Annotated in this window: 22 protein-coding genes; 14 read left to right on the top strand and 8 right to left on the bottom strand. The window is 61.2% G+C overall.

What is annotated here, in order from left to right; all coding sequences use genetic code 11:
• Positions 1-8: 8 nt before the first annotated feature.
• On the top strand, positions 9-1,196 hold the full coding sequence (locus tag R6G97_RS15710; protein WP_182819130.1) for a molybdopterin molybdotransferase MoeA: 1,188 nt from the start codon (positions 9-11) through the stop codon (positions 1,194-1,196).
• On the opposite strand, the gene R6G97_RS15715 is transcribed toward R6G97_RS15710, so the two are convergent.
• Positions 1,185-2,432: a glycosyltransferase family 4 protein gene (locus R6G97_RS15715; protein WP_043206704.1), complete on the bottom strand. Its 1,248-nt coding sequence runs from the start codon at positions 2,430-2,432 to the stop codon at positions 1,185-1,187. The genes R6G97_RS15710 and R6G97_RS15715 overlap by 12 nt on opposite strands.
• 183 nt (positions 2,433-2,615) lie before the next feature.
• Between R6G97_RS15715 and yegS the strand changes: the two genes are divergently transcribed.
• Positions 2,616-3,503: a lipid kinase YegS gene (gene yegS, locus R6G97_RS15720; RefSeq protein WP_043206703.1), complete on the top strand. Its 888-nt coding sequence runs from the start codon at positions 2,616-2,618 to the stop codon at positions 3,501-3,503.
• Here the strand turns inward: yegS and R6G97_RS15725 are convergent.
• The 3 genes from R6G97_RS15725 to R6G97_RS15735 all read right to left on the bottom strand — a co-directional run bounded on the left by R6G97_RS15725 (position 3,487) and on the right by R6G97_RS15735 (position 5,918).
• On the bottom strand, positions 3,487-4,146 hold the full coding sequence (locus R6G97_RS15725; RefSeq protein ID WP_043206702.1) for a response regulator: 660 nt from the start codon (positions 4,144-4,146) through the stop codon (positions 3,487-3,489). The genes yegS and R6G97_RS15725 overlap by 17 nt on opposite strands.
• Positions 4,136-5,032, bottom strand: a complete 897-nt coding sequence (locus tag R6G97_RS15730; protein ID WP_043206701.1) for a sensor histidine kinase — start codon at positions 5,030-5,032, stop codon at positions 4,136-4,138. The genes R6G97_RS15725 and R6G97_RS15730 overlap by 11 nt, the downstream gene beginning before the upstream one ends.
• 370 nt (positions 5,033-5,402) lie before the next feature.
• On the bottom strand, positions 5,403-5,918 hold the full coding sequence (locus R6G97_RS15735; RefSeq protein WP_317847205.1) for a histidine kinase: 516 nt from the start codon (positions 5,916-5,918) through the stop codon (positions 5,403-5,405).
• Between the two features lie 343 nt (positions 5,919-6,261).
• Between R6G97_RS15735 and R6G97_RS15740 the strand changes: the two genes are divergently transcribed.
• Together R6G97_RS15740 and R6G97_RS15745 are read left to right on the top strand one after the other, a co-directional pair.
• Positions 6,262-7,197 carry a chemotaxis protein gene (locus tag R6G97_RS15740; RefSeq protein WP_317847206.1) on the top strand — a complete coding sequence of 312 codons (936 nt, stop codon included), beginning with the start codon at positions 6,262-6,264 and terminating at the stop codon, positions 7,195-7,197.
• Between the two features lie 58 nt (positions 7,198-7,255).
• Positions 7,256-8,059, top strand: a complete 804-nt coding sequence (locus tag R6G97_RS15745) for an MOSC domain-containing protein (RefSeq protein ID WP_182815921.1) — start codon at positions 7,256-7,258, stop codon at positions 8,057-8,059.
• A 271-nt stretch (positions 8,060-8,330) separates the two neighbouring features.
• Here R6G97_RS15745 and R6G97_RS15750 read toward each other — a convergent pair whose 3' ends face one another.
• Positions 8,331-10,259, bottom strand: coding sequence for a transglycosylase SLT domain-containing protein (locus tag R6G97_RS15750; protein ID WP_317847207.1), 1,929 nt, complete (start codon positions 10,257-10,259; stop codon positions 8,331-8,333).
• Positions 10,260-10,480: 221 nt separating this feature from the next.
• On the opposite strand from R6G97_RS15750, the gene R6G97_RS15755 reads away from it, so the two are divergent.
• A complete protein-coding gene (locus R6G97_RS15755) occupies positions 10,481-12,415 on the top strand; it encodes an ATP-binding cassette domain-containing protein (protein WP_043206696.1) in 1,935 nt (644 codons plus the stop codon).
• A 106-nt stretch (positions 12,416-12,521) separates the two neighbouring features.
• On the opposite strand, the gene R6G97_RS15760 is transcribed toward R6G97_RS15755, so the two are convergent.
• Complete coding sequence (locus R6G97_RS15760; RefSeq protein WP_043206695.1) at positions 12,522-12,965, bottom strand: universal stress protein; 444 nt, start codon at positions 12,963-12,965, stop codon at positions 12,522-12,524.
• Positions 12,966-13,073: 108 nt separating this feature from the next.
• Between R6G97_RS15760 and R6G97_RS15765 the strand changes: the two genes are divergently transcribed.
• The 7 genes from R6G97_RS15765 (at position 13,074) to R6G97_RS15795 (ending at position 21,237) form a co-directional block, all read left to right on the top strand.
• Entirely contained in the window at positions 13,074-13,511 is a 438-nt protein-coding gene (locus R6G97_RS15765) for a hypothetical protein (RefSeq protein ID WP_043206694.1), read from the top strand.
• Between the two features lie 404 nt (positions 13,512-13,915).
• A complete protein-coding gene (gene fadB, locus R6G97_RS15770; RefSeq protein WP_317847208.1) occupies positions 13,916-16,063 on the top strand; it encodes a fatty acid oxidation complex subunit alpha FadB in 2,148 nt (715 codons plus the stop codon).
• A gap of 31 nt (positions 16,064-16,094) precedes the next feature.
• Positions 16,095-17,270: an acetyl-CoA C-acyltransferase FadA gene (gene fadA / locus R6G97_RS15775; RefSeq protein ID WP_043206692.1), complete on the top strand. Its 1,176-nt coding sequence runs from the start codon at positions 16,095-16,097 to the stop codon at positions 17,268-17,270.
• A gap of 77 nt (positions 17,271-17,347) precedes the next feature.
• A complete protein-coding gene (locus R6G97_RS15780) occupies positions 17,348-17,599 on the top strand; it encodes a DUF1653 domain-containing protein (RefSeq protein WP_043206690.1) in 252 nt (83 codons plus the stop codon).
• Positions 17,600-17,699: 100 nt separating this feature from the next.
• Positions 17,700-20,309 (top strand): type I DNA topoisomerase, encoded by a 2,610-nt coding sequence (gene topA, locus R6G97_RS15785; protein ID WP_070571021.1) that lies wholly within the window; start codon positions 17,700-17,702, stop codon positions 20,307-20,309.
• A gap of 121 nt (positions 20,310-20,430) precedes the next feature.
• Positions 20,431-20,952 carry a DUF6586 family protein gene (locus tag R6G97_RS15790; RefSeq protein ID WP_317847209.1) on the top strand — a complete coding sequence of 174 codons (522 nt, stop codon included), beginning with the start codon at positions 20,431-20,433 and terminating at the stop codon, positions 20,950-20,952.
• A gap of 51 nt (positions 20,953-21,003) precedes the next feature.
• Positions 21,004-21,237 (top strand): hypothetical protein, encoded by a 234-nt coding sequence (locus R6G97_RS15795; RefSeq protein ID WP_043215749.1) that lies wholly within the window; start codon positions 21,004-21,006, stop codon positions 21,235-21,237.
• Between the two features lie 50 nt (positions 21,238-21,287).
• Here the strand turns inward: R6G97_RS15795 and sulA are convergent, their stop codons facing one another.
• Positions 21,288-21,776, bottom strand: a complete 489-nt coding sequence (sulA, locus tag R6G97_RS15800; protein WP_182815917.1) for an SOS-induced cell division inhibitor SulA — start codon at positions 21,774-21,776, stop codon at positions 21,288-21,290.
• A 13-nt stretch (positions 21,777-21,789) separates the two neighbouring features.
• Positions 21,790-22,398, bottom strand: coding sequence for a transcriptional repressor LexA (gene lexA, locus R6G97_RS15805; protein WP_043215752.1), 609 nt, complete (start codon positions 22,396-22,398; stop codon positions 21,790-21,792).
• Positions 22,399-22,640: 242 nt separating this feature from the next.
• Between lexA and R6G97_RS15810 the strand changes: the two genes are divergently transcribed.
• Together R6G97_RS15810 and R6G97_RS15815 are read left to right on the top strand one after the other, a co-directional pair.
• Complete coding sequence (locus R6G97_RS15810; protein ID WP_043215753.1) at positions 22,641-23,354, top strand: TetR/AcrR family transcriptional regulator; 714 nt, start codon at positions 22,641-22,643, stop codon at positions 23,352-23,354.
• 39 nt (positions 23,355-23,393) lie between these two features.
• A complete protein-coding gene (locus R6G97_RS15815; RefSeq protein ID WP_090343877.1) occupies positions 23,394-23,918 on the top strand; it encodes a L,D-transpeptidase in 525 nt (174 codons plus the stop codon).
• The last annotated feature ends 10 nt before the right edge of the window (positions 23,919-23,928 follow it).

The raw sequence follows: 23,928 nt of genomic DNA on the forward strand, positions 1-23,928 counted from the left end.
GGCCCCTGATGCCGGTTGAAGAAGCCCTGGAGCGCTTACTGGCGCTGGCCGAGGCCGCGCCGATCAAGGACAGCGAAGCAGTGGCCCTAGCGGACGCCGAAGGCCGGGTATTGGCCCGCGACGTGGTGGCCGGCCTGGACCTGCCGCCTTGGCCGAACAGTGCCATGGACGGCTATGCGTTGCGCCTGGCCGACTGGCAAGGCGAACCTCTGCCGGTGAGCCAGCGCATTTTTGCCGGCCATGCCCCGGCACCGCTGCAGCCGGGCACCTGTGCGCGGATCTTTACCGGGGCGCCACTGCCTGAGGGCGCCGATTGTGTGCAGATGCAGGAAAACGCCGAGGTCCTGGAAGACGGGCGGGTGCGCTTGCTCGAGCCGCTCAAGATCGGCCAGAACGTGCGCCCGCAAGGGCAGGAGACCCGCATTGGCGAGCACGTGATCGCTGCCGGCACGCGTCTGGGGCCGATCGCGTTGGGCCTGGCGGCCACCCTGGGCCATGCTCGGCTTGAGGTGGTACGCAAGGTCCGTGTGGCTGTGCTGTCCACCGGCGACGAGCTGGTGGAGCCGGGCCTGCCGCTAGGGCCAGGGCAGATCTACAACAGCAACCGGCGTCTGCTGGTCAGTTGGTTGCAGCGCCTGGGCTGCGAAGTGCTGGACGTGGGGATTCTCGCCGATGACCTGCAGGGTACTCGTGACTGCTTGGCCGGACTGGGCGAGGTCGACTTGATTCTGTCCACCGGTGGTGTCTCGGTGGGCGAGGCGGACTACCTTGGCATGGCCCTTCGCGAGGCCGGCGAGCTTGCGTTGTGGAAGCTGGCGATCAAACCGGGCAAGCCCCTGACATTCGGGCACTTCCGTGGTGTGCCGGTGATCGGCCTGCCGGGTAACCCGGCTTCGACCCTGGTGACCTTCGCCTTGCTGGCCCGCCCGTATCTGTTGCGCCGCCAAGGCGTCGAGAAGGTCACGCCGCTGCGCTTCACCGTTCCAGCGGGGTTCGAATGGACCAAGCCCGGCAGCCGCCGCGAATACCTGCGCGCGCGAATCGAAGAGGGCACGGTGCGAATCTACAAGAACCAGAGCTCCGGTGTGCTGCGCAGTGCAGCTTGGGCCGAGGGGCTGGTGGAAGTGCGAGAAGGCACCACGGTGCGCGAGGGCGACAACGTGGTGTTCATTCCCTTCAGCGAGCTACTTGGCTGACCGACCAAGCCACACGTTGCCCAGGGGCGAGGCATCTGCCGGCCCCAACTGGCTCAAGCGCATGTGCACGTTCATCAGCTGCTGCGCCGCGACGCTCCAGTCGTGGCGCTGGCGTGCGAACTGCCGGCCAGCCTCGCTCAACTGGCACATGCGCCAGGGCTGGTTGAGCAGTTGAGTGATCAGCAGCGCCAGTTGGCCACTGTCATCGCTGCCCAGGTAATGCTCGCCATTGTTGGCTGCCAGGCCTGACACACCTTTGCTGGTGGTAATGACCGGCAGCCCGGCGGCCATGGCTTCAAGGATTTTCACCTTGGAGCCACCTGCGTAGCGCAGCGGTGCAAAGAACAGCGCCGAGCGCCGCTGCAGTTCGCGCAGGTCCGGGCGATAGCCGATCCACTCGATGCGCGGGTCGTTCCAGTGCAGTTTCCAGCTCGCTGGCAGGGCATGCCCGGCGATGGCCAGGCGCACGGCCGGGTTGCTCATCCAGACCTGAGGCAGGATTTCTTCGAGTGCCCATTCGATGGCTTCGAGGTTGGCGCCGTATTCGAAATTGCCAACGAACAGTAGGCGCTGGCTGTGGTAGGCAGGGTGCACGTCCTGGTAGAAGTCACAATCCACGCCATTGACCACCACGTTCACCGGCCGGCCGCTGATGTGGCTGATCAGCTCGGCATCGTGGGCGCTGACGGCAACCACTTCGCTGGGTTGACGTAGAACGCGTTGCTCCCAACGCCGATAGCGCCAGCGGTCGAAGGCATTGAGGGGACGCAACCACAGTGGCAACCGGTCATGACAGGCCGCGCCCATCACCGATTCCAGATTATGCTCACTGAGCACAAAGGGCAGGCGGCGGGTCTGCAGGGCCTTTTCGAAGGGCTGGAAGCTGTAGCTATGTTCGATCTGGATGATGTCCCAGGGCTCGTCCAGCAATTGCTCGAAGCGATGGCGCAGACAAGGCGCTAAACCGTTGATGATGGCACGCATCGGGTAATCGATGATGGGGGAGGCCAGCAGGTTGAGCGGGCTGTGCAGCGGGCGCCTGGGCAGGACGATCAGACGTTCGACCACCGCCTCCAGTGCTTGCCGGGCGGCGTCACCAAGCGGGACTTTGGACTGCACCAGCAAGGTGATCCGGTGGCCTTGGCGCGTCAGTTCGCGCATGAGGTGATATTGCCGGGTCTTGCTGCCGCTGGTGGTGGGCCAGGGCAGGTAGGGCAGTGTCCAGAGTATACGCATGGCCCCGCTACCTCATCGTCGGCTGGTGTGGTCGGTTCGGTGTATTGCAGTAGCTTAGTCAATAAAATGGCCTGGTGGCCGTGCAGGTGGTCAGATAGCCAAGTATCTGGCGGAAGCTGCATGCAGCAATGAAGCGCTGCCGATGGTCGAGATTGAAAACCGCAGGTTTCAAGGAGTGGCGTGATGGGCGAACGCAAGGCGATGTTGATCCTGCATGGCAAGCAAGCCATGAACGAGGAGGTGCGCAGCGCCGTGGGCGGGCTGCGCGAGCGCGGTTGGACGCTGGACGTGCGCCTGACCTGGGAGGCCGGAGATGCTCAGCGGTGGGTCGCACAGGCATTGGCCGCAGGTTTTCGGCAGGTGGTGGCCGGTGGTGGAGACGGCACCTTGAGAGACGTGGCCGAGGCCATGGCGCAGGCTCGCTCGGATGCCAGCCTTGCACTGCTGCCCTTGGGCACGGCCAATGACTTCGCCAAGGCCGCAGGTATACCGCTGGAGCCTGCGGCGGCTCTGGACTTGCTCGAGCAGCCGGCACGGCCGGTGGATCTGGGCAAGGTGGGTGATCAGATGTTTCTCAACATGGCCACCGGTGGGTTTGGCAGCCAAGTTACGGCCAATACATCCGAAGATTTGAAGAAAGTACTAGGCGCCGCGGCCTACCTGTTCACTGGTCTGTCTCGTTTCAGCGAGCTGCAGGCGGCATCGGTGGAGCTTCAGGGGCCGGATTTTCATTGGCAGGGCGAGTTGCTGGCGCTGGGTATCGGCAATGGTCGTCAGGCGGGCGGTGGGCATGTGCTGTGCCCCGATGCTTGGGTGGACGATGGCTTGCTGGATATCGGTATCTTGCCTGCCCCCCAGGAAATGATCGGTGCTTTGCGCGATCTGCTTGCCGGAGAGGGGTTGTTCGTGAGGGCTCGGCTGCCTTGGGTCGAGATCAAGAGCTCACAGGGGGTGGACATCAACCTCGATGGCGAGCCGTTGCAGGCCGACAGTCTGCGCTTCGAGGCGTGTCCGGCCGCGTTGCGCCTGCATTTGCCGGCGGACTCGCCCTTGCTCAGTCGTCCAGGCTGATGATCTTCTCGCGAACGGCGAACAGCACCAGGCCGGCCACGTCATAGATCTGCAAGCGTTTCATGATCTGCGAGCGGTGGGTTTCGACTGTCTTGATCGATAGGCCCAGGCCGTTGGCGATTTCCCGGGTCGACTTGCCGCGCACGATCAGACGCAGGATCTCCAGTTGGCGAGCGGTCAGGTTGTGGCGCTCGCCCGCCGTTTGCTTACCGTCCTGGGCGTGAAGCAAGGCTTGGTTGATCACGGTATGGGCAATCGCCGGGCTCAGGTAGCGCTCGCCGTTGTGCAGGGCGGCCAGGGCTTGTTCCAGTTCGTTGGCCGTGGTGTCCTTGAGCAGGTAGCCATGGGCGCCGCTTTCCAAGGCGCGCATGATCAGATCCGGATCGGTGTGCATGGAGAGGATCAGTACTTTGCACACGAAACCGTTTGCGCGCAGTTGGCTGAGAGCGTCCAGGCCGCTGGTCGAGCGCATGGAGATGTCCAGCAGGACAATGTCTGGCGTCACGCGCTGCACCATCTCCAGTAACTGGCTGCCATCATCGGCTTCGCCTACTACCGAATAGCCAGGAATATCGGTCACCAGCGCGCGGACGCCCGCGCGGATCAGCGAGTGGTCGTCCACCAGCAGCAATCTACAGGTCATGGGAGGCGGGAGTCCTGGCGCGCTCTTCGGTGCGCGGTGGCCATGGGAACAGCGCGTCGATCCGGGTGCCCTGACCCGGTTGGCTGGAGATGCTCAGCGTGCCTTGCAGGGCCGCCGCGCGTTCAAGCATCCCAGCCAGGCCTCGTTGGCCGGCTTCGGCCGGGTTGGCGGCGGGCTCGAAGCCCTGGCCGTCATCCTGGATCGACAGGCTCAGGCCCGCAGGCGTGCGGCGCAGGCTGATCGTGAGATTGCACGCATGGGCGTGACGCAGCATGTTGGTCACCGCTTCCTGGGTGATCCGGAATGCGGCCATGGAAACCGCTTCGTCGATACCGCCGAGGCGCTGATGGCACTCCAGGCTCCAGTGAACATCGCTGCTCTCCAGGGTGCGCACCAGATGGGCCCGCAGGCTCGCCTCCAGTCCCAGACTGGCCAGTTGACGCGGGTTGAGAATCGCCGAGACGTCCCTGACATTGCTCAATGTGCTTTCGAGGGTCTTGCGCAGGGTCTGGCAGTGCTCTTGAAGCTCTGCCGGAATGCGCCGCTGTAGCCAGTCGAGCTGAAGCTTCGCGGCCGTGAGCGATTGGCCTATATCGTCATGCAACTCTCGGCTGAGGCGCTGGCGTTCGCCTTCCTGGACCTTCAGCATACGGTCGGCCAGTTCCGCTGGGCGCAGGCTGATCGATCTTGCCCACTGGCGCCAGTGCCAGAGGATCCCGATCAAGGCAATCGATTGCAGCAGTAGCAGGCTGGCGGGCAGGGGGAGGGCTCGTACGGCAAACGTTAGGTTGGCGAGCAGTGATCCCACGCACAGCAACGCGGTCGCCCAGCGCAGCAAGGTGGCGCGGGAGCGGCAATGCTGAGGGAGTTTCAAGCGTGGAAGCATAGATAGAAAAGCCACTGAATTGTTGCTGTTGGAGGCCTTGCATGGGACTGGTCAGAGGCTTTGGCGTCCTGCTTTCAAGCACTTGCCGACGACGGTTCACTCAATTGAACAATACCTGCGGCGCATGCATTCAACTGCGTGCATGGTATCACTTCAAGTTGATTTGGTCGCGGTGGCCGGTGGCTTGAAACCTCAGGTTTTTCGGGGCCATGCAGGGGCATAGCCCAACTCGACAGATATCAAAACGCCATTATTCATTGAAATGGTTTTTCTTCAAGCGCAACTAATACGTACATGCCTGCTAGAGCGTTTTCCGAACTAAGAAAAACTTTGCGCTTTGTATTTTTTATTGTTTGTTCGTCACAAACGCTCAGTGCCGGTGACCGGGCACCACGACGGACGAGGCAAGATGGGCTTGGGACAGGTGAGGGTGGGTGCACAGGTCGCCGCGCGACTGGCAGGGCCCGCACAGTTCCGGACGAGGTTGCCCCAGGGCGTTCGCCAGTTCTTCGAGCAACAGGGACTGCTCGGCGGTATCTAGGTTCAAGCGGCCTGTCGTCGCATCGACCAGCTCCAGCTGCCAAGCCAGTAGATTCATGCAGGCATGCAGCGTGCTCAACGCCTGCTCGCCCAGATGATGTTGCTGCTGGCAGACGGGGGCCAGCAGTTGCTGGAGCGCGGCGGTGTAGCGGGCGACTTCAAGCAGCCCAAGCGCGTCAGCACGACGGGCTAGGGTGTCGAGCGTCTCGTTCAGGCATTGGCATGCATCGGGATCGTTATCGATCAGCTCCAGATGCTGAAGGCATTCCTGGGTTTTGGTCAGCCATACCTGTGCATCCAGCAGGAAATCCTGCAGGGCGCCGTTGTTCAGTGGTGCGCTATCCATCATGAAACGCCTGCGCACGGGGCAGGAGGATCTGCGCTTGGCAACACCGAGACCGTCGCTAGCAAAGCCTGACTCCATTCATGCATTGAGAATGGCGTCACATTAATGGCTATTGGATACGGGGAACATCAGGTCGCACCCGATTGCTACTAGGGGATTCCCTGATGGCGGTCGGATAAATGATGAGTCGGCAACGGATATGTCCGCGCAGGCAGTAAAGCATGATGTTAAAGTGATATCAAATGTCGGCAATACAATTTCCCTGAGGGGTCAAGCTGCGCGCAGTTGCGCCGATACAAGACAGATGAATTCACATTCCTGACTCAAGCCTGGGGGTTTTCCAATGGCTGGTATTCTCGATACGGTCGATCAACGTACACAACTGGTAGGTGAGAACCGCCTGGAAATCCTGATGTTCCGACTGGCGGGGCGCCAGTTGTTCGCCATCAACGTGTTCAAGGTTCAGGAAGTGCTGCAACTGCCGAAGCTGACCTTGATGCCGCAGCGCCACGCCTTCGTGTGTGGTGTGGTCAATCTGCGTGGCCAGACACTGCCGGTGATCGACCTCTCTCAAGCGATCGGTATGCGGCCCCTACAGCCCGGCCCGGACAGCACCATCATCGTCACCGAATACAACCGCTCGGTGCAGGCCTTTCTGGTGGGCGGCGTCGACCGCATCGTCAACATGAACTGGGAAGCCATCATGCCGCCGCCGTCCAGCGCCGGTCGCCAGCACTACCTGACAGCGATCACCAAGGTCGATGAGCAGTTGGTGGAGGTGATCGATGTGGAAAAGGTCCTGGCCGAGATCGTGCCCTACAACACACGCGTCTCGCGGGACAAGCTCGATGACCCGGTCCTGGCGCGCGCCCGCGGTCGTGAAGTGTTGTTGGTGGATGACTCCAGCGTGGCCTTGGTTCAACTGCGCGAGACTCTGTCTCAGCTCGGCATGAAGCTGCACGTGGCAAGCGATGGCCTGAAGGCATTGCGCATGCTCAAAGGCTGGGCGGATGCCGGAGAAGATGTCTGCGAGAAACTGCTGATGGTGTTCACCGACGCGGAAATGCCCGAGATGGACGGTTACCGCCTGACCACCGAGATCCGTGGCGACGCGCGCCTGCGTGGGCTTCACGTGGTGCTGCATACGTCGCTGTCGGGCAGTTTCAACGAATCAATGGTGAAGAAGGTTGGCTGTGACAACTTCCTTTCCAAATTCCAGCCTGACCGCCTGGTGGATGTGGTGCGACAGCGCCTGATGCTGGATCACGCCACAGTCTAGTGGCCTGCCGTGGCCGGGTATAAGCTTGGCATTTTCGGCTGGCTCGAGGCGGGCAGGGATGTTTTTGAGTGCGTTGTATCGATACCCGGTGAAATCGGGGCAGGCCCAGAGCCTGGTGGACTCGCCGGTTGACCTTCTGGGGTTGCGGGGTGACCGGCGCTGGATGGTGGTGGAGCAGGACAATGGACGCTTCCTCACCCAACGCGCCTGGCCAGGCCTGGGACAAATCAATGCCAGCTACGACGAGCATGGGCAACTCTTGCTCCAGGCCCCAGGGCAGGCGCCTTTGGCCGTTCCCGTACCTGGAGTCGATGACGACCTGCGTGGTGTTACCATTTGGCGTGACACACTGCGAGTACCGGACGCCGGCGATGCCGCCGCAGCCTGGTTGAGCGAACTGCTCGGCAAGTCGGTTCGCCTGGTGTATTGCCCAGAGCAGCGGGCGCGTTATCTACCTAATGGCTATGGCCTGAACAGCGACCGGGCGGCGTTTCCGGACGGGTTTCCGTTGCTGCTGATCGGGCAAGGGTCGCTTGACGAGCTGAACCGGCGGATCGGACGCCCCATGGAGATGTTGCGGTTTCGCCCGAACCTGGTGGTGGAAGGGGCTGCGCCTTTTGCCGAGGACGGCTGGAAGCGGATTCGCATTGGCGAGTTGACCTTTCGGTTGCTCAAACCTAGCGTGCGATGCATCTTGACCACGCTTGACCCTGCCACGGGGGAGCGCAGCGCGGATCGTGAGCCTTTGACGACACTGAAGACGTTCCGGGAGAGAGAAGGGGACGTGTTGTTTGGGCAGAACGTGGCGGCCGATGGACCTGGGGCGTTGCGGGTCGGGATGGCGGTCGAGGTGATCGAATAATACGTTGTGGCTGGCTTGTTTGTTCGTTGGTGATGGTTTGAGGGGCGTGGGTGTATCCGTTTGATTTATTGACGGTTAGTCACCTTTGCGCGTACGCCCCGCAAGACACCGCAGCGAGGGGACTCCGGAGCGTAGCGCAGGGGCCGGATGTGGGAGCCAACGGTTTTTGCCTACTTTTGCCCAAGAGCAAAAGTAGGTCGCCGTAAAGGCGAAAAGCGCCGGTGGCGCCCCACCCAGAATGGATATTCACACTATCTGAAAGCCCAAGCCCTCACATATCGTCGAAATACCGTTCGTGCCAATCCACCAACGGCTGCGGCGAGTTCAGCTTCTGCCCGTAGATCACCGAATAAGACAACACGTTCTGCACATACTGGCGTGTTTCGTCGAATGGGATCGACTCCACCCACACATCGAAGCTCAGATGCTTGGCCCCTTTGAGCCACTGCCGCACCCGCCCGGGACCTGCGTTGTACGCCGCCGAGGCCAAGACCCGATTGCCATTGAACTGCCCATGCACCTGGCTCAGGTAAGCCGCACCAAGCTGGATGTTCTTGTCCGGATTGAGTACCTGCGAAGGCGAGGCCAGCGGAATGTTGAATTTGCGCGCTGTCTCCTTGGCCGTGGCCGGCATCAGCTGCATCAGACCACTGGCTCCCACACTGGAGCGGGCGTCTTCCATGAAGGCGCTTTCCTGGCGGGTGATGGCGAATACCCAGCTCGAATGCAATCCGCGCACCTTGGCTTCGCGCACCAGCGTGTCGCGGTGAGCCATGGGGAAGCGGATGTCCAGATCATCCCAGTACTGGGCCTGACTGATCGTACGGATCGCTGGGAAGTACCAGCGCAGGTCGTAGGCCAGGCGGGCCTGGGCGACCATCTCGTCGCGGTTGAAGTGGCGGCTGACGTGGTACCACTCACGACGACCCTCGACGATCTGGCCGCGAGCATGGAACTCCAAGGCGCGACGCACTCCGGGGGTGTTGCGTACCTTGTTGATCACCTGCTGGCTCAGCATCAACGGCTTGTTGTTGAGCTGGTAGGGCGTCTGTGCCCGATCGGCGGCGAGGAATCCATAGAAATCACGCTCGCGGGCCACTGTCTTGTACAACAGTGGGATTTGGGGGTTGTTCGGCTGCGCCAGCTCCAGGCTACGGGCCTGCCAATAACGCCACCGGTTGCTGCTGGCCAAGTCCTGAGGCAAACGCTTGGTCAACTCGTAGGCGTCTTCCCAGCGACCCAGGCGCAACAGCAGGCGCAGGCGCCACTCACTGACGGTATTGTCACGCAGCTCGGGGTCGTATCGGGTCATCAGGTCCAGGGCGCGCGGGTCGTAACGGCGTGCCAGGGTCAGGCCGATTTCGCGGGCGATGGCGACCTTCTCGTCGCGCGAGAAGTGCATGCGCTGGGCGTAGTCGTCGAGCAGTGACATGGCCCGCTCTGGGTCCTGACGCGCCAGGCGACGCAGGCCCAGGCTGACCACATCGGACATGGCTTCGTTGACGGGCGTAAAACGCGACGGCTGGTTGAGCAGCTCCGGCTTTTGCGCCACATCGATCAGCAGTCGGCCCTGGGGGGCGAGGGTGGTCAGGGTCTTGACCAGGTTATTGGCCAGGCTGTAGTTGCGCGCCTGGGCCGCGAGCTTGGCCCGTTGCCAGCGTTTGGCCTCGGTCAGCTGGCCTTCGGCCGCCCACAGGCCGAACAGGGTGTCGCAGGCGGCAGGTTGCGACTTGCCGACGTTCCACAGTTTTTCGGCGCTGGCAAAACCTTCGGCGCGCAGGCCGTGGGTGAGCTGGTACTGGCCGTTCAGGCAATCCAGTTCTGTGAAGTTGAGCTTGGGGTCGTAGTATTTGACGAAGGTGTGCCATTCGCCGCGTTCGGCCAGCCAGCGTAGCCAGCGCAGTTTCATCCAGTTGGCCTGGGGCAGGTCGCCATGCCGGGCGAGGAAGCCTTCGATTTCTTCGTTACTGGCGCTCTTGAGGCGGGCGGTGAGCTCGTCATAGGCCAGGTAAGGTGTTAGCGGATAATCACGAAGCGCATTGGCGTAGCGCAGGTAAGGCCCCTTGTCGCCCTTGGCCAGGGCGCGCTTGGCCTCATCGTAATATTGACGCTGCTGAGTGATATCGATGGCCTGTGCCGCGCTCGCGGTGGTGGCGGTGAGCAGCAGGCAGGAAACGAGTTGGAACAGGCGGCTGCGCATGAGACGTCCGGGCAAGTGAACCAAGGAAAAGTGACGGCGAAGCCAGCACTGTTGGGATCTATTGCCTTAGCTTAGCCGTTTGCCGGCAGCGGGTGAAAGCACTGTGCTTGTATCCAATCATTATCTTCGACCGGATGTCGCAAGGTCTGCGGGGTGCAGTCTGGCTAATGCCCGCAAGGGGCAAGTCAGGTAGAATGCGCGCCCGGTTTTTGGAGAAGATTATGACCCTGCTCAAATTCAGCGATGTGTCCCTTGCGTTCGGCGCCATGCCGCTGCTGGACAAGGTGTCCTGGCAGATCGCGCGTGGCGAGCGGGTGTGCATCATCGGCCGCAACGGCACTGGCAAGTCGAGCATGCTGCGCCTGGTCAAGGGCGAGCAGAAGCCTGACGACGGCGAAATTTGGCGTGCTCCGGGCCTGAAGATCGGCGAATTGCCGCAGGAATTGCCGGTTGCTGACGAGCGCACAGTGTTCGATGTGGTGGCCGAAGGCCTGGACGGCGTCGGCGCGCTGCTGGCCGAGTATCACCACTTGAGCCAGAACATTCAGGGCGATGCCGACCTCGAGAAACTGATGCACGTCCAGCATGAACTCGAAGCGCGCGATGGATGGCGACTGCAGCAAGTGGTGGAAAGCACCCTGAGCCGTCTGCAGCTGCCCGCTGACAAGACCCTCGCCGAGCTGTCCGGTGGTTGGCGTCGGCGTGTGCTGCTAGCCCAGGCGCTGGTGTCCGAACCGGACCTGCTGCTGCTCGACGAGCCGACCAACCATCTGGACATCGGTGCCATCGCCTGGCTCGAGGAGGCCCTCAGCGGGTTCAACGGGGCCGTGCTGTTCATCACTCACGACCGTTCCTTCCTGCAAAACCTGGCTACCCGCATCCTGGAACTGGATCGCGGCGGTCTGATCGACTGGAACGGCGATTACGCCAGCTTCCTGGTACACAAGGAGGCCATGCTGGCCGCCGAGGAAACTGCCAATGCGCTGTTCGACAAGCGTCTGGCTCAGGAAGAGGTTTGGATTCGCCAGGGCATCAAGGCCCGGCGTACCCGTAACGAGGGTCGTGTGCGCGCCCTGAAGGCATTGCGTGTCGAGCGCGGCGAACGTCGCGAGCGCCAGGGTAAGGCGAACATCCAGATCGAGGTTGCGGACAAGTCCGGCAAGCAGGTCATGACGCTCGAAAATGTCAGCTTCGCGCACGCCGATGGCCCGATGCTGGTCAAGAACTTCTCCATGGTTCTGCAGCGCGAGGACCGTATTGGCCTGCTGGGCGCCAACGGTACTGGCAAGACGACCTTGCTCAAGCTGATGCTGGGCGACTTGGAGCCCACTTCGGGCAAAGTCGAGCGCGGCACCAAGCTTGAGGTCGCCTACTTTGACCAGTTGCGCCATCAACTGGACCTGGAGAAGACGGTAATCGACAACCTCGCGCAAGGGCGGGACTTCATCGAGATCGACGGCCAGAGCCGGCACGTGCTCAGCTACCTGGGCGATTTCCTGTTCAGTCCACAACGTGCCCGTACGCCGGTCAAGGCGTTGTCCGGGGGCGAGCGGGCGCGGCTGTTGCTGGCCAAACTGTTCAGCAAGCCGGCCAACCTGCTGGTGCTGGACGAGCCGACCAACGACTTGGATGTGGAGACCCTCGAGCTGCTCGAGGAAGTGCTCTCCAACTTCAAGGGCACCGTGCTGATGGTCAGCCATGACCGGGCATTTCTCGACAACGTGGTGACCAGTACCCTGGTGTTTGAAGGCGAAGGCCGGGTGCGTGAGTATGTCGGTGGCTATGAGGACTGGATCCGTCAAGGTGGCTCGCCGAAGTTGCTCGGCGTTGCCGAGAGCAAGGGCGGCAAGGCCGAGCTGGGCAGCGCCGTAGTGGAAAAGCCTGCGGAGCAGGCGGCACCGGCTGCAAACCTTGCGGCTGCTGCGTCGGATCCGGCCAAGAAAAAGCTGAGCTACAAGCTGCAGCGTGAGCTGGAGGCGCTGCCAGGGCTGATCGATGAATTGGAGCAGCGCATGGCTACGGTGCAGGAAGAGGTCAATGCCCCGGGCTTCTATCAACGACCGATCGGTGAGACCTCGGCGGTGCTGGCCAAACTTGAGCAGATGCAAAGTGAGCTGGATACGCTGGTCGAGCGCTGGGCTGAACTGGAAGGGTAAGGCTGTCTCAGGCCATCAGGGCGCCTGGCGCCCTGCCGCAGGCTTCGCCAGCCCAGGACCAAGCTGGTGAAACCTGCGAGTGGCTGTTGGATGCCCCTGGGGGCGTTTAGCCTTCTTTTTTCTGCAGGCGTACGGCCAGGACGTCACAAGGCGCGCCATGCAGCACATCGTTTGCGGTGGAGCCAAGCAGCAAGGCAAGACCGTGGCGGCCATGGCTGCCAACTACGATAAGGTCGCAGTTCTGGTCCTTGGCCAGTTGATGGATTTCCTGACGTGGCTGACCGTAGGTCAGGTGCGAGTCGCCACGGTTGATGGTCGGATACTTGTTGAACAGGCGATCCATGCGCTCCTTGGCCTGATCGAACTGTTGCTGCTGCAATTGCGACAAGTCCATCGGCACGTCGCCACCGAAGGCCATGGCCATGGGTTCGACGATGTGCACCAGCGAGACCTTGGCTCCAGTAGGTTCGGCGAGCTTCATGGCGCGCTTGATCACCGGGTCGCATTCTTCGGTCAGGTCGACAGCAACCAGAAGATGTTCGTAGGACATGGTGGTACTCCTGACATTTGCGATAGTAGAAGTATGGTCGCTTTCGGGCCGAGTGCCGAGAAACCTGGCTAACCAGCTCATTTGCAACGCTTTATGGAATCTACAGATATGACGGTATGGCTGGTGGTGTCAATCCTTGCGCTGATTCTGAGCCCTATGGCCTGGTTGCGCCCTTCGCGAAAACAGAGCGAGCAGATGAATCTACGTCTGGAAGGCCGGCGTATGGGGTTGGCCATGCAGCTGGCGCCTCAGCAGTGGCCTCATTGGCTGGAAAAAGAGCCTCCCAGCCCCTGTCCGCAATACCATCGAGCCCGGCGCAAGGGGAGCGACGATACCTGGTGTTATTGGCAGGTCACGCCAGGGGTTTGGTGGAACCAGTGGCGCGAGCCCTGCGCAGACCCGCGCCTGAATGAAGCCTTTGCGCGCCTGCCGGCAACGGTCTACAAAGTCGAAGCCGACAGTCGCATGCTGGCCCTGTACTGGAGCGAGCGGGGCGACAAGACTGTTTTGCAGGATATTGCCCGCGTGCTCGAAACCCTCGCTTGATCTCTACCCTCCCTGGGCCGCTTTTCGCGGCCCCAATAGCGTAACGCCTCTGCCTTGTGCCCCATTTTCCTCATTTACCAGTGCATTTCTGGGTGTATGGGGTGTCTATGTTCCCGATGAATGTGCCGCAATCACCGTCATCATGTTTGGTACCTGTGCGGTGCAAAATGACCGGAAAGTCGCGTTTTAAGGGTGCTTTCGAGCATTTGACAACGCCGATCTTTTCGGTGAATGTGTGCATACCCAAATCAAACGGGCGTATGAATTGAGCGTTTGTATGTCAGATCGCTCTTACAGAATCCCGACTATCGCGCTGACGGGTGTGCCTGGAAAGAAGGCTTGATCGGCCTTCGCACCAGCGATCGGCGTGTACAGTTCAGCTTCCATATCGTGGAGATCAGTTGATGATTTACGAAGGTAAAGCCATCACGGTTAAGGCTCTTGAAAGCGGCATCGTCGAACTGAAGTTCGACCTCAAGGGTGAGTCCGTCAACAAGTTCAACCGCCTGACCCTGGAAGAGCTACGCCAGGCCGTAGACGCCATCAAGGCCGACGCCGCCATCAAGGGCGTGATCGTCAGCAGCGGCAAGGACGTGTTCATCGTCGGCGCCGACATCACCGAGTTCGTCGACAACTTCAAGCTGCCCGAGGCCGAGCTGGTCGCCGGCAACCTGGAAGCCAATCGCATCTTCAACGACTTTGAAGACCTCGCCGTGCCGACCGTCGCTGCCATCAACGGCATCGCCTTGGGTGGCGGCCTGGAAATGTGCCTGGCGGCCGATTACCGCGTCATGTCCTCGAGCGCGAAGATCGGTCTGCCCGAAGTCAAGCTGGGCATCTACCCAGGCTTCGGTGGCACCGTGCGCCTGCCGCGCCTGATCGGTTCGGACAACGCGATCGAGTGGATCGCCTCCGGCAAGGAAAACCGTGCCGAGGACGCGCTCAAGGTCGGCGCCGTGGACGCCGTGGTTGCCCCTGAACTGCTGCAGTCCGCTGCTCTGGACCTGATCAAGCGTGCCATCAGCGGTGAGCTGGATTACAAGGCCAAGCGCCAGCCAAAGCTTGAAAAGCTCAAGCTCAATGCCATCGAACAGATGATGGCCTTCGAGACCGCCAAGGGCTTCGTCGCAGGTCAAGCCGGCCCGAACTACCCAGCACCGGTCGAAGCCATCAAGACTATTCAGAAAGCCGCCAATTTCGGTCGTGACAAAGCGTTGGAGGTCGAGGCCGCAGGTTTCGCCAAGCTGGCCCGCACTTCGGTCGCCGAAAGCCTGATCGGCCTGTTCCTGAACGATCAGGAGCTCAAGCGCAAGGCCAAGGCCCATGACGAGATCGCCCGTGACGTGAAGCAGGCTGCCGTGCTCGGCGCCGGCATCATGGGTGGCGGCATCGCCTACCAGTCCGCCGTCAAGGGCACGCCGATCCTGATGAAGGACATCCGTGAGGAGGCCATCCAGCTGGGCCTGAACGAGGCCTCCAAGCTGCTCGGCAAGCGTGTCGAGAAGGGGCGCGTGACCCCGGCGAAGATGGCTGAGGCGCTCAATGCCATTCGTCCGACCCTGTCTTACGGTGATTTCGGCAACGTCGATATCGTCGTCGAAGCGGTGGTAGAGAACCCGAAAGTCAAGCAAGCGGTGTTGGCGGAAGTGGAAGGGCAGGTCAAAGAGGACGCGATTCTCGCCTCCAACACCTCCACCATCTCCATCAACCTGTTGGCCAAAGCCCTCAAGCGTCCCGAGAACTTCGTGGGCATGCACTTCTTCAACCCGGTGCACATGATGCCGCTGGTGGAAGTCATCCGTGGCGAGAAGTCCAGTGAAGTCGCGGTCGCTACCACCGTCGCCTACGCCAAGAAGATGGGCAAGAACCCGATCGTGGTCAATGACTGCCCGGGCTTCTTGGTCAACCGTGTGCTGTTCCCGTATTTCGGCGGTTTCGCCAAGCTGGTCAGCGCCGGTGTCGACTTCGTGCGCATCGACAAGGTGATGGAAAAGTTCGGCTGGCCGATGGGCCCGGCCTACCTGATGGACGTCGTCGGTATCGACACCGGCCACCATGGTCGCGACGTCATGGCCGAAGGCTTCCCGGACCGCATGAAAGACGATCGCCGCTCCGCCGTCGATGCCCTGTACGAGGCCAATCGCCTGGGCCAGAAGAACGGCAAGGGCTTCTACGCCTACGAAACCGACAAGCGCGGCAAACCGAAGAAAGTCGCCGATGCCTCGGTGCTGGATGTGCTCAAGCCGATCGTCTTCGAGCAGCGTGAAGTGACCGACGAGGACATCATCAACTGGATGATGATCCCTCTGTGCCTGGAAACCGTCCGCTGCCTGGAAGATGGCATCGTCGAGACCGCCGCCGAAGCCGACATGGGCCTGGTGTACGGCATTGGCTTCCCTCCCTTCCGTGGTGGTGCGCTGCGCTACATCGATTCGATCGGGGTCGCTGAGTTCGTCGCCCTGGCCGACCAATATGCCGATCTGGGGCCGCTGTACCACCCGACCGCGAAGCTGCGCGAAATGGCCAAGAACGGTCAGCGCTTCTTCAACTGAGCGCCCAACGAGTTAGAGCGAGAGTATTGATATGAGCCTGAATCCAAGAGACGTGGTGATTGTCGACTTCGGTCGCACGCCGATGGGTCGTTCCAAAGGTGGCATGCACCGTAACACCCGTGCCGAGGATATGTCCGCGCACCTGATCAGCAAGCTGCTGGAGCGCAATGACAAGGTCGATCCGAAAGAAGTCGAGGACGTGATCTGGGGCTGCGTCAACCAGACCCTGGAGCAGGGCTGGAATATCGCCCGCATGGCGTCGCTGATGACCCAGATCCCGCATACTTCTGCGGCCCAGACCGTGAGCCGCCTGTGCGGCTCGTCGATGAGCGCGCTGCACACCGCCGCCCAGGCGATCATGACTGGCAACGGTGATGTGTTTGTCGTCGGTGGTGTCGAGCACATGGGTCACGTCAGCATGATGCATGGCGTGGATCCCAACCCGCACCTGTCCCTGCATGCCGCCAAGGCGTCGGGCATGATGGGCCTGACTGCGGAGATGCTCGGCAAGATGCATGGCATCACCCGCGAGCAGCAGGACCTGTTCGGCCTGCGTTCGCACCAGCTGGCCCACCAGGCGACGGTCGAAGGCAACTTCAAGGACGAGATCATCCCGATGCAGGGCTATGACGAGAACGGTTTCCTGAAGGTCTTCGACTACGACGAGACCATTCGCCCGGAAACCACCCTTGAAGGCCTGGCGTCGCTCAAGCCGGCGTTCAACCCGAAAGGGGGTACCGTCACCGCTGGTACTTCGTCGCAAATCACTGACGGCGCTTCGTGCATGATCGTCATGTCCGGCCAGCGTGCCATGGACCTGGGGATCCAGCCTCTGGCGGTCATCCGCGCCATGGCGGTGGCCGGCGTCGACCCGGCAATCATGGGCTACGGTCCGGTGCCGTCGACCCAGAAAGCCCTCAAGCGTGCCGGCCTGACCATGGCCGACATCGACTTCATCGAGCTCAACGAAGCGTTCGCCGCGCAGGCCCTGCCGGTACTCAAGGACCTGAAAGTGCTCGACAAGATGGATGAGAAGGTTAACCTGCACGGCGGCGCGATTGCGTTGGGTCACCCGTTCGGTTGCTCGGGAGCGCGGATTTCCGGCACCCTGCTCAACGTCATGAAGCAAAAAGGCGGTACCCTCGGCGTCGCCACCATGTGTGTCGGCCTGGGTCAAGGCATCACCACTGTCTTCGAACGCGTCTGATCGCGTCGATGACAGCAACCGGGGCCTTGTGCCCCGGTTTTTGTTTTTTACAGGATTTGTTTCAAGAGGTGGGCGACATGCAGATACAACCCGGTGTGTACCGGCATTACAAAGGGCCTGAGTACCGTGTGTTCGGCGTTGCGCGGCACTCCGAGACCGAAGAATGGGTCGTGTTCTACCAGGCGTTGTATGGCGAATTCGGGCTTTGGGTAAGGCCGTTGTCGATGTTCCTGGAGTCTGTCGAGGTTGACGGCGAGCAGGTGCCACGCTTTGCTTTGGTCAAGGCCGAAGAGGGACGGTTCGAGCAGCCTGGTGTAGCGCAAGGCTGAACCTGAGCGCTTGACCTCACCCTGTTGCCACTATATATAGCGGTGCCGCGTCTGGCACCTGACGCGTTTTTCATCTTCAGATTCAGGAATACTCCGATCCATGGGCAAATCGCTGGTCATTGTGGAATCCCCGGCCAAGGCCAAGACCATCAACAAGTACCTGGGCAGCCAGTACGTGGTGAAGTCGAGTATCGGCCATATCCGAGACCTCCCCACCAGCGGTTCGGCCAGCGCCACCAAGGAGCCGGCGGCCAAGCGCGGTAAGACCGCGTCCGAGGCCCCCGCGCTGTCGCCGAAGGAGAAGGCGCGCCGCCAGCTGGTCGCCCGCATGGGGGTCGACCCGGAAGCCGGCTGGAAAGCCAAGTACGAAATCTTGCCCGGCAAGGAAAAGGTCATCGACGAACTGCGTCGCCTGGCCAAGGATGCCGACACCATTTATCTCGCAACCGACTTGGACCGCGAAGGGGAAGCCATCGCCTGGCACCTGCGCGAGGCTATCGGTGGTGATGACAGCCGCTACAAGCGCGTGGTGTTCAACGAGATCACCAAGAAGGCCATTCAGGAAGCCTTCTCCCAGCCAGGCGAGCTGGACATCGATCGGGTCAACGCCCAGCAGGCCCGGCGCTTCCTCGATCGCGTGGTCGGTTACATGGTCTCGCCGTTGCTGTGGGCCAAGATCGCCCGGGGCTTGTCCGCCGGTCGGGTGCAGTCGGTGGCCGTGAAGCTGGTAGTGGAACGTGAGCGGGAAATTCGGGCTTTCAATCCTGAAGAATACTGGGAAGTGCATGCTGACCTGGGGACCGCCAAGAACGCCAAGGTGCGCTTCGAAGTGGCACGTGAGAAGGGCGAAGCCTTCAAGCCGTTGAACGAAGCCCAGGCCATGGCGGCGCTTGAGAAACTCAAGGCTTCCAGCTACAGCGTTGCCAAACGCGAAGACCGCCCGACTAGCAGCAAGCCGTCGGCGCCGTTCATTACCTCGACGCTGCAACAGGCCGCGAGCAACCGCCTGGGCTTTGGTGTGAAGAAAACCATGATGATGGCCCAGCGTCTCTACGAGGCGGGCTACATCACCTACATGCGTACCGATTCGACCAACCTGTCGGTCGATGCGCTGGATATGGCGCGCAGCTACATTGAGCGCGAGTTCGGCAAGCAGTACCTGCCGGAAAAGCCAGTGGTGTATGGCAGCAAGGAGGGTGCCCAGGAAGCGCACGAAGCGATTCGCCCCTCTGATGTCAACACTCATCCGACCAAGCTCAGTGGCATGGAGCGTGACGCCGAGCGCCTGTACGAATTGATCTGGCGCCAGTTCCTGGCGTGCCAGATGCCTCCTGCGCAATACCTGTCCACCAGCGTCACGGTCAATGCCGGTGACTTTGAATTGCGTGCCAAGGGCCGCATCCTCAAGTTCGACGGTTATACCCGTGTACTGCCTCAGCAGAGCAAGCCGGGCGAAGATGACGTGTTGCCGGAAATGGCCCAGGGCGAGTCGCTCAAGCTCATCCAGCTCGACCCGAGCCAGCACTTCACCAAGCCGCCGGCGCGCTACACCGAAGCCAGCCTGGTCAAGGAAATGGAAAAGCGTGGGATCGGTCGACCATCGACTTACGCGGCGATCATTTCTACCATCCAGGACCGCGGCTATGTGACTTTGCACAATCGCCGCTTCTACTCCGAGAAGATGGGCGACATCGTCACTGAGCGTCTGTCGGAAAGCTTCTCCAATCTCATGGACTACGGTTTCACCGCCGGCATGGAAGAGAACCTCGATGACGTCGCCCAGGGCGAACGCGACTGGAAGAACGTTCTGGACGAGTTCTATGGCGATTTCAGCAAGAAGCTGCTGGCTGCCGAATCCGCCGAGAACGGTATGCGTGCCAACCAGCCGACCCTGACCAACATTCCCTGCAAAGAATGTGGTCGACCCATGATGATCCGTACCGCCTCCACTGGCGTGTTCCTGGGATGCTCGGGTTACAGTCTGCCACCCAAGGAGCGCTGCAAGGCCACCGTGAACCTCGTACCGGGCGATGAAATCGCTGCCGACGATGAAGGTGAGTCCGAGTCCTTGGTCCTGCGTGGCAAGCACCGTTGCCCGATCTGTTCCACGGCGATGGATGCCTACCTGCTGGATGAAAAGCACAAGCTGCACATCTGTGGCAACAACCCGGACTGTGCCGGTTACGAGATCGAGCAGGGCAGCTATCGCATCAAAGGCTATGAAGGGCCTAGCCTGGAATGTGACAAGTGCGGTAGCGAGATGCAGCTCAAGACTGGCCGTTTCGGCAAGTTCTTCGGTTGCACCAATCCTGCGTGCAAGAACACCCGCAAGCTGCTCAAGAGCGGTGAGGCAGCGCCACCGAAGATGGACAAGGTGGACATGCCCGAGCTCAAGTGCGAGAAGGTCGATGACACTTATGTGCTGCGCGACGGCGCCTCGGGGCTGTTCCTGGCTGCCAGCCAGTTCCCGAAGAACCGCGAAACACGCGCGCCACTGGTGCTGGAGATCATCCCGCACAAGCACGAGATCGATCCGAAGTATCACTTCTTGTGCGATGCCCCGCAGAAAGATCCCGACGGGCGTCCGGCGGTGATTCGCTATAGCCGCAAGACAAAAGAGCAGTACGTGCAGTCCGAGGTCGACGGAAAGCCGACCGGCTGGAAGGCATTCTTTGACGGCAACAGCTGGAAAATCGAAGACAAGCGCTGATCCAAAGTGCTGAAAGGGGGCCGCGAATCGGCCCCTTTCTTTTTGACATTGAGCTTGCGGCGGGGCAGGGCAATCCCTGACACTGGGATATCGCCTTGCAGCCTCAGGGAGGCCACTGAAGATGGCCCAGGAACTCTACACCCGCACCAATCAGAAACTCTTCTTCGCCGGGCTTGCCCTGGAGTCCATGGCCAAGGCTGAAGGTAGCCAGGCGATGAATGCCCAAGGCCTGATACAGGCCGAGCGCGAGTCCGCGCTGTTCCACTTGTATGGCGCTTTACTAGGGCTGTGCCATGAAATTGCAGGTTTCTACCGCTTGCCTCAGGCTGGGGCGTCGCGGGTCGAGCTATTGCTCAACGACGAGGCGCTGAACAGCATCGCCATTCCTGAGGTGGCCGAGTTGCTTGAGCTGGTGCGTCAGCCAGAAACCTGGCTTGCCCAGATGCTGAGTGCTTATGCCGATTTGTTCCGACCGCCGGTCGCCAAAAAAGCCCCTAAATCCGATGTCACCCAGCCGCTGATCCAGGCCGTCAATTTGGACGAGCCCGAGCAACAAGCGCTTTCCCGGCAAGAGCTGGAAAGTTGGCGGGCCAACCTCAAGGACGTGGTTCGGCGCTTTCGTGACGCGTTGAGTGAGTGCTGATAGCGCTGGCGGCTGGTACAATAATCGCCTTTCGTGAAAAGCAGGCCCTATATGTCAACGTCCTTTCTAGAAATTGTCGAGTTGCCTGATGGCCGGATCGAACTGCGCCGCGCCGAGGACGAGGGTTCCCTGGTGACCCTGGATTTCTCCGAGGACGCCAAGGCCTTCCTGCAGGGCCAGCATGTTGAAGTGGCCAAGGCCATGTTGAGCGTGGGTGTGCAGATGGCAGGTCGCCTGGTAGAGGGCGATTTCGAGCGTGACGAAGGACCGCGCGTTTTGCACTGAGCACCGCGCTCCGATTCAGGGATTGGATTGAGACAGGCAAAGCCTGAACATCAGCCGAGGCGGATGTTCAGGCTTTGTGCGTTTCCGGTGTTGGCGGCGCGGATCAATTGCTGGCGTGCATTGGCATTGACGTTGCCAAGCCAACTGACGACGGTGTGACTGTGGCCCAGGCGTAGCGCTTCACATGCCAGTTGCAAGGCGCTCTGGTTTGCGCCTGGTTGCAATAGCAGAATACGTTCGCGGTTCAGGCCGGCATCACGCAACCAGGCCTGGGTCAGGCTGACAGGGGGCGCGATGAGCGTCAGCCAACGGGTTTCGTCCTCTTCGCTCAGCTCGCGCAGGATCGGGGCCAGCAGGCCCTGGCAATGACCTGGAGCGCCGCGCAAAGACAGTTCGCTGAACAACTCCGGCTGGGTGCCCTTGCGCGGCTTCTCACCGGCAGAGTCTCTAGGCTTGAGACCTGGCAGCGCCGGCTGGGCCAGGAAGGCTTCGAACAGCGGCAACTGGGCTTGCTGGGGTGTTTGGATGAACTGCTGCATGACGCCTCCTGGATCAGCGGCGAATGACGCCGACACTCAAGCCCTCGATCACCAGCTCCTGTTCTTTCAGGTCGACTTCGATGGGGGCGAATTCGGGATTCTCGGCGATCAACCAGACCTTGCTGCCTTCGCGCTTGAAACGCTTGACGGTCACTTCGTCACCGATGCGGGCGACCACGACCTGGCCGTTGCGGGCCTCCCGGCAGGTGTGGACCGCCAACAGATCGCCGTCGAAGATGCCGATGTCCTTCATGCTCATGCCGTGGACACGCAGCAGATAGTCGGCGCGAGGATGGAAGAAGGCTGGGTTGATGTTGCAGGATTCTTCGATGTGTTGCTCGGCGAGGATCGGTGCGCCGGCAGCGACCCGGCCGATGATAGGCAGGCTGTTCTCTTCTGCCTTGGTCTCAAGCCCTGGGATGCGAATGCCGCGGGAGGCGCCCGGGGTCATTTCGATCGCTCCTTTGCGGGCGAGCGCCTTGAGGTGCTCTTCGGCGGCATTGGGCGATTTGAACCCAAGTTCCTGAGCGATTTCCGCGCGGGTCGGCGGAAAGCCGTTGTCTTCCAGGCAGCGTTTGATGAAGGCCAGGATTTCAGCTTGGCGTGGCGTCAGTTTAAGCATGGCAAGCGCTCTGTCTTTTTATACAGTGACTGGGATTATATACAGTGGCTGGCCAGCTGCAAGCACTGTGGGCCGGGAAAACACGTCACTGTGTCGTGCATATAGGGCGAAGCCTGCGCCAACCGTGGCTTGCAGCGAATGTTTCAATGCTGTGGTTAAATGGCGACTGGCGGGTCACGTGTCTTGACAGATGAAAGCTTGAAACGTATGTTTCAAACAACTGTTTGTCAGGCGGAGTAGTCATGGCCCAATCGGAAACCGTTGAACGCATTCTCGATGCTGCAGAGCAGCTGTTTGCGGAGAGGGGGTTCGCGGAAACCTCGTTGCGGCTGATCACCAGCAAGGCCGGGGTCAACCTGGCAGCGGTCAACTACCATTTCGGCTCCAAGAAAGCCCTGATCCAGGCGGTATTCTCGCGTTTTCTCGGCCCGTTCTGCTCCAGTCTCGAACGTGAGCTGGATCGTCGTCAGGCGCGCCCCGAGCCCAAACCGAGCCTGGAGGAGTTGCTCGAGATGCTGGTCGAGCAAGCGCTGGCCGTGCAGCCTCGCAGCAACAACGATCTGTCGATCTTCATGCGCCTGCTTGGCCTTGCCTTCAGCCAGAGCCAAGGTCACCTACGTCGATACCTCGAAGACATGTACGGCAAGGTGTTCCGCCGCTACATGCTGCTGGTCAACGAAGCCGCGCCACGTATCCCGCCGCTGGAGCTGTTCTGGCGCGTGCACTTCATGCTTGGGGCTGCCGCTTTCAGCATGTCGGGCATCAAGGCGCTGCGTGCCATCGCCGAAACCGACTTCGGCATCAATACCTCGATCGAGCAAGTGATGCGCCTGATGGTGCCGTTTCTCGCCGCTGGCATGCGTGCCGACAGTGGGGTCACCGATCCGGCCATGGCCACCGCACAATTGCGTCCACGCAGCAAAAGCAGCGTCGCGCCAGCGCCTGCCAAGGCCTGACACTGTGCGCTAAGAGGCGCTTGGGCTAAGCTAGCGCCCATGCCTGACCTCGACTACCTACATATCTCTCTTGCCGACCAGCGCCTCTACGGATTCACCCGTGGGGCGCTGCGTGTGCGCCTGGAGGTATCCACGGCGCGAAACGGTGCCGGGGAGCTCAATGGCTCCGGCTGTACGCCGCGAGGCCTTCACCAGGTCCGCGCCAAGATCGGTGCCGGCCTGCCGCAGGGCGCTGTACTGCGCAGCCGGCGCTGGACGGGCGAGGTCTGGTCCCTGAAGCTGCATGAGCAGTTTCCCGGGCGCGACTGGATCCTGAGCCGCATTCTCTGGCTCAGTGGTTGTGAACCTGGGGTCAATCGGCTTGGCAAGGTCGACACCTTTCGCCGCTACATCTACCTGCACGGTACGCCGGACACTGAACCTATGGGCATCCCGTTGTCCCATGGTTGCATACGTCTCAGGAACAGCGACTTGATCGCGTTGTTCGATCGGGTACCGGACCATTGCGCGGTGCGGATCGATGAGTCTGCCTGCCCGCACTGGGGCGTGCTGCCCCTCCCATGAAGGAATCCAA

This window comes from Pseudomonas sp. HTZ2 (assembly GCF_033173945.1).
GTDB lineage: Bacteria > Pseudomonadota > Gammaproteobacteria > Pseudomonadales > Pseudomonadaceae > Aquipseudomonas > Aquipseudomonas guariconensis.

Excerpts from the sequence above, each read along its gene's own strand:
- R6G97_RS15710 (WP_182819130.1), top strand. The coding sequence starts at position 9 with ATGCCGGTTGAAGAAGCCCTGGAGCGCTTACTGGCGCTGGCCGAGGCC.
- R6G97_RS15715 (WP_043206704.1), bottom strand. The coding sequence starts at position 2,432 with ATGCGTATACTCTGGACACTGCCCTACCTGCCCTGGCCCACCACCAGC.
- yegS (WP_043206703.1), top strand. The coding sequence starts at position 2,616 with ATGGGCGAACGCAAGGCGATGTTGATCCTGCATGGCAAGCAAGCCATG.
- R6G97_RS15725 (WP_043206702.1), bottom strand. The coding sequence starts at position 4,146 with ATGACCTGTAGATTGCTGCTGGTGGACGACCACTCGCTGATCCGCGCG.
- R6G97_RS15730 (WP_043206701.1), bottom strand. The coding sequence starts at position 5,032 with ATGCTTCCACGCTTGAAACTCCCTCAGCATTGCCGCTCCCGCGCCACC.
- R6G97_RS15735 (WP_317847205.1), bottom strand. The coding sequence starts at position 5,918 with ATGGATAGCGCACCACTGAACAACGGCGCCCTGCAGGATTTCCTGCTG.
- R6G97_RS15740 (WP_317847206.1), top strand. The coding sequence starts at position 6,262 with ATGGCTGGTATTCTCGATACGGTCGATCAACGTACACAACTGGTAGGT.
- R6G97_RS15745 (WP_182815921.1), top strand. The coding sequence starts at position 7,256 with ATGTTTTTGAGTGCGTTGTATCGATACCCGGTGAAATCGGGGCAGGCC.
- R6G97_RS15750 (WP_317847207.1), bottom strand. The coding sequence starts at position 10,259 with ATGCGCAGCCGCCTGTTCCAACTCGTTTCCTGCCTGCTGCTCACCGCC.
- R6G97_RS15755 (WP_043206696.1), top strand. The coding sequence starts at position 10,481 with ATGACCCTGCTCAAATTCAGCGATGTGTCCCTTGCGTTCGGCGCCATG.
- R6G97_RS15760 (WP_043206695.1), bottom strand. The coding sequence starts at position 12,965 with ATGTCCTACGAACATCTTCTGGTTGCTGTCGACCTGACCGAAGAATGC.
- R6G97_RS15765 (WP_043206694.1), top strand. The coding sequence starts at position 13,074 with ATGACGGTATGGCTGGTGGTGTCAATCCTTGCGCTGATTCTGAGCCCT.
- fadB (WP_317847208.1), top strand. The coding sequence starts at position 13,916 with ATGATTTACGAAGGTAAAGCCATCACGGTTAAGGCTCTTGAAAGCGGC.
- fadA (WP_043206692.1), top strand. The coding sequence starts at position 16,095 with ATGAGCCTGAATCCAAGAGACGTGGTGATTGTCGACTTCGGTCGCACG.
- R6G97_RS15780 (WP_043206690.1), top strand. The coding sequence starts at position 17,348 with ATGCAGATACAACCCGGTGTGTACCGGCATTACAAAGGGCCTGAGTAC.
- topA (WP_070571021.1), top strand. The coding sequence starts at position 17,700 with ATGGGCAAATCGCTGGTCATTGTGGAATCCCCGGCCAAGGCCAAGACC.
- R6G97_RS15790 (WP_317847209.1), top strand. The coding sequence starts at position 20,431 with ATGGCCCAGGAACTCTACACCCGCACCAATCAGAAACTCTTCTTCGCC.
- R6G97_RS15795 (WP_043215749.1), top strand. The coding sequence starts at position 21,004 with ATGTCAACGTCCTTTCTAGAAATTGTCGAGTTGCCTGATGGCCGGATC.
- sulA (WP_182815917.1), bottom strand. The coding sequence starts at position 21,776 with ATGCAGCAGTTCATCCAAACACCCCAGCAAGCCCAGTTGCCGCTGTTC.
- lexA (WP_043215752.1), bottom strand. The coding sequence starts at position 22,398 with ATGCTTAAACTGACGCCACGCCAAGCTGAAATCCTGGCCTTCATCAAA.
- R6G97_RS15810 (WP_043215753.1), top strand. The coding sequence starts at position 22,641 with ATGGCCCAATCGGAAACCGTTGAACGCATTCTCGATGCTGCAGAGCAG.
- R6G97_RS15815 (WP_090343877.1), top strand. The coding sequence starts at position 23,394 with ATGCCTGACCTCGACTACCTACATATCTCTCTTGCCGACCAGCGCCTC.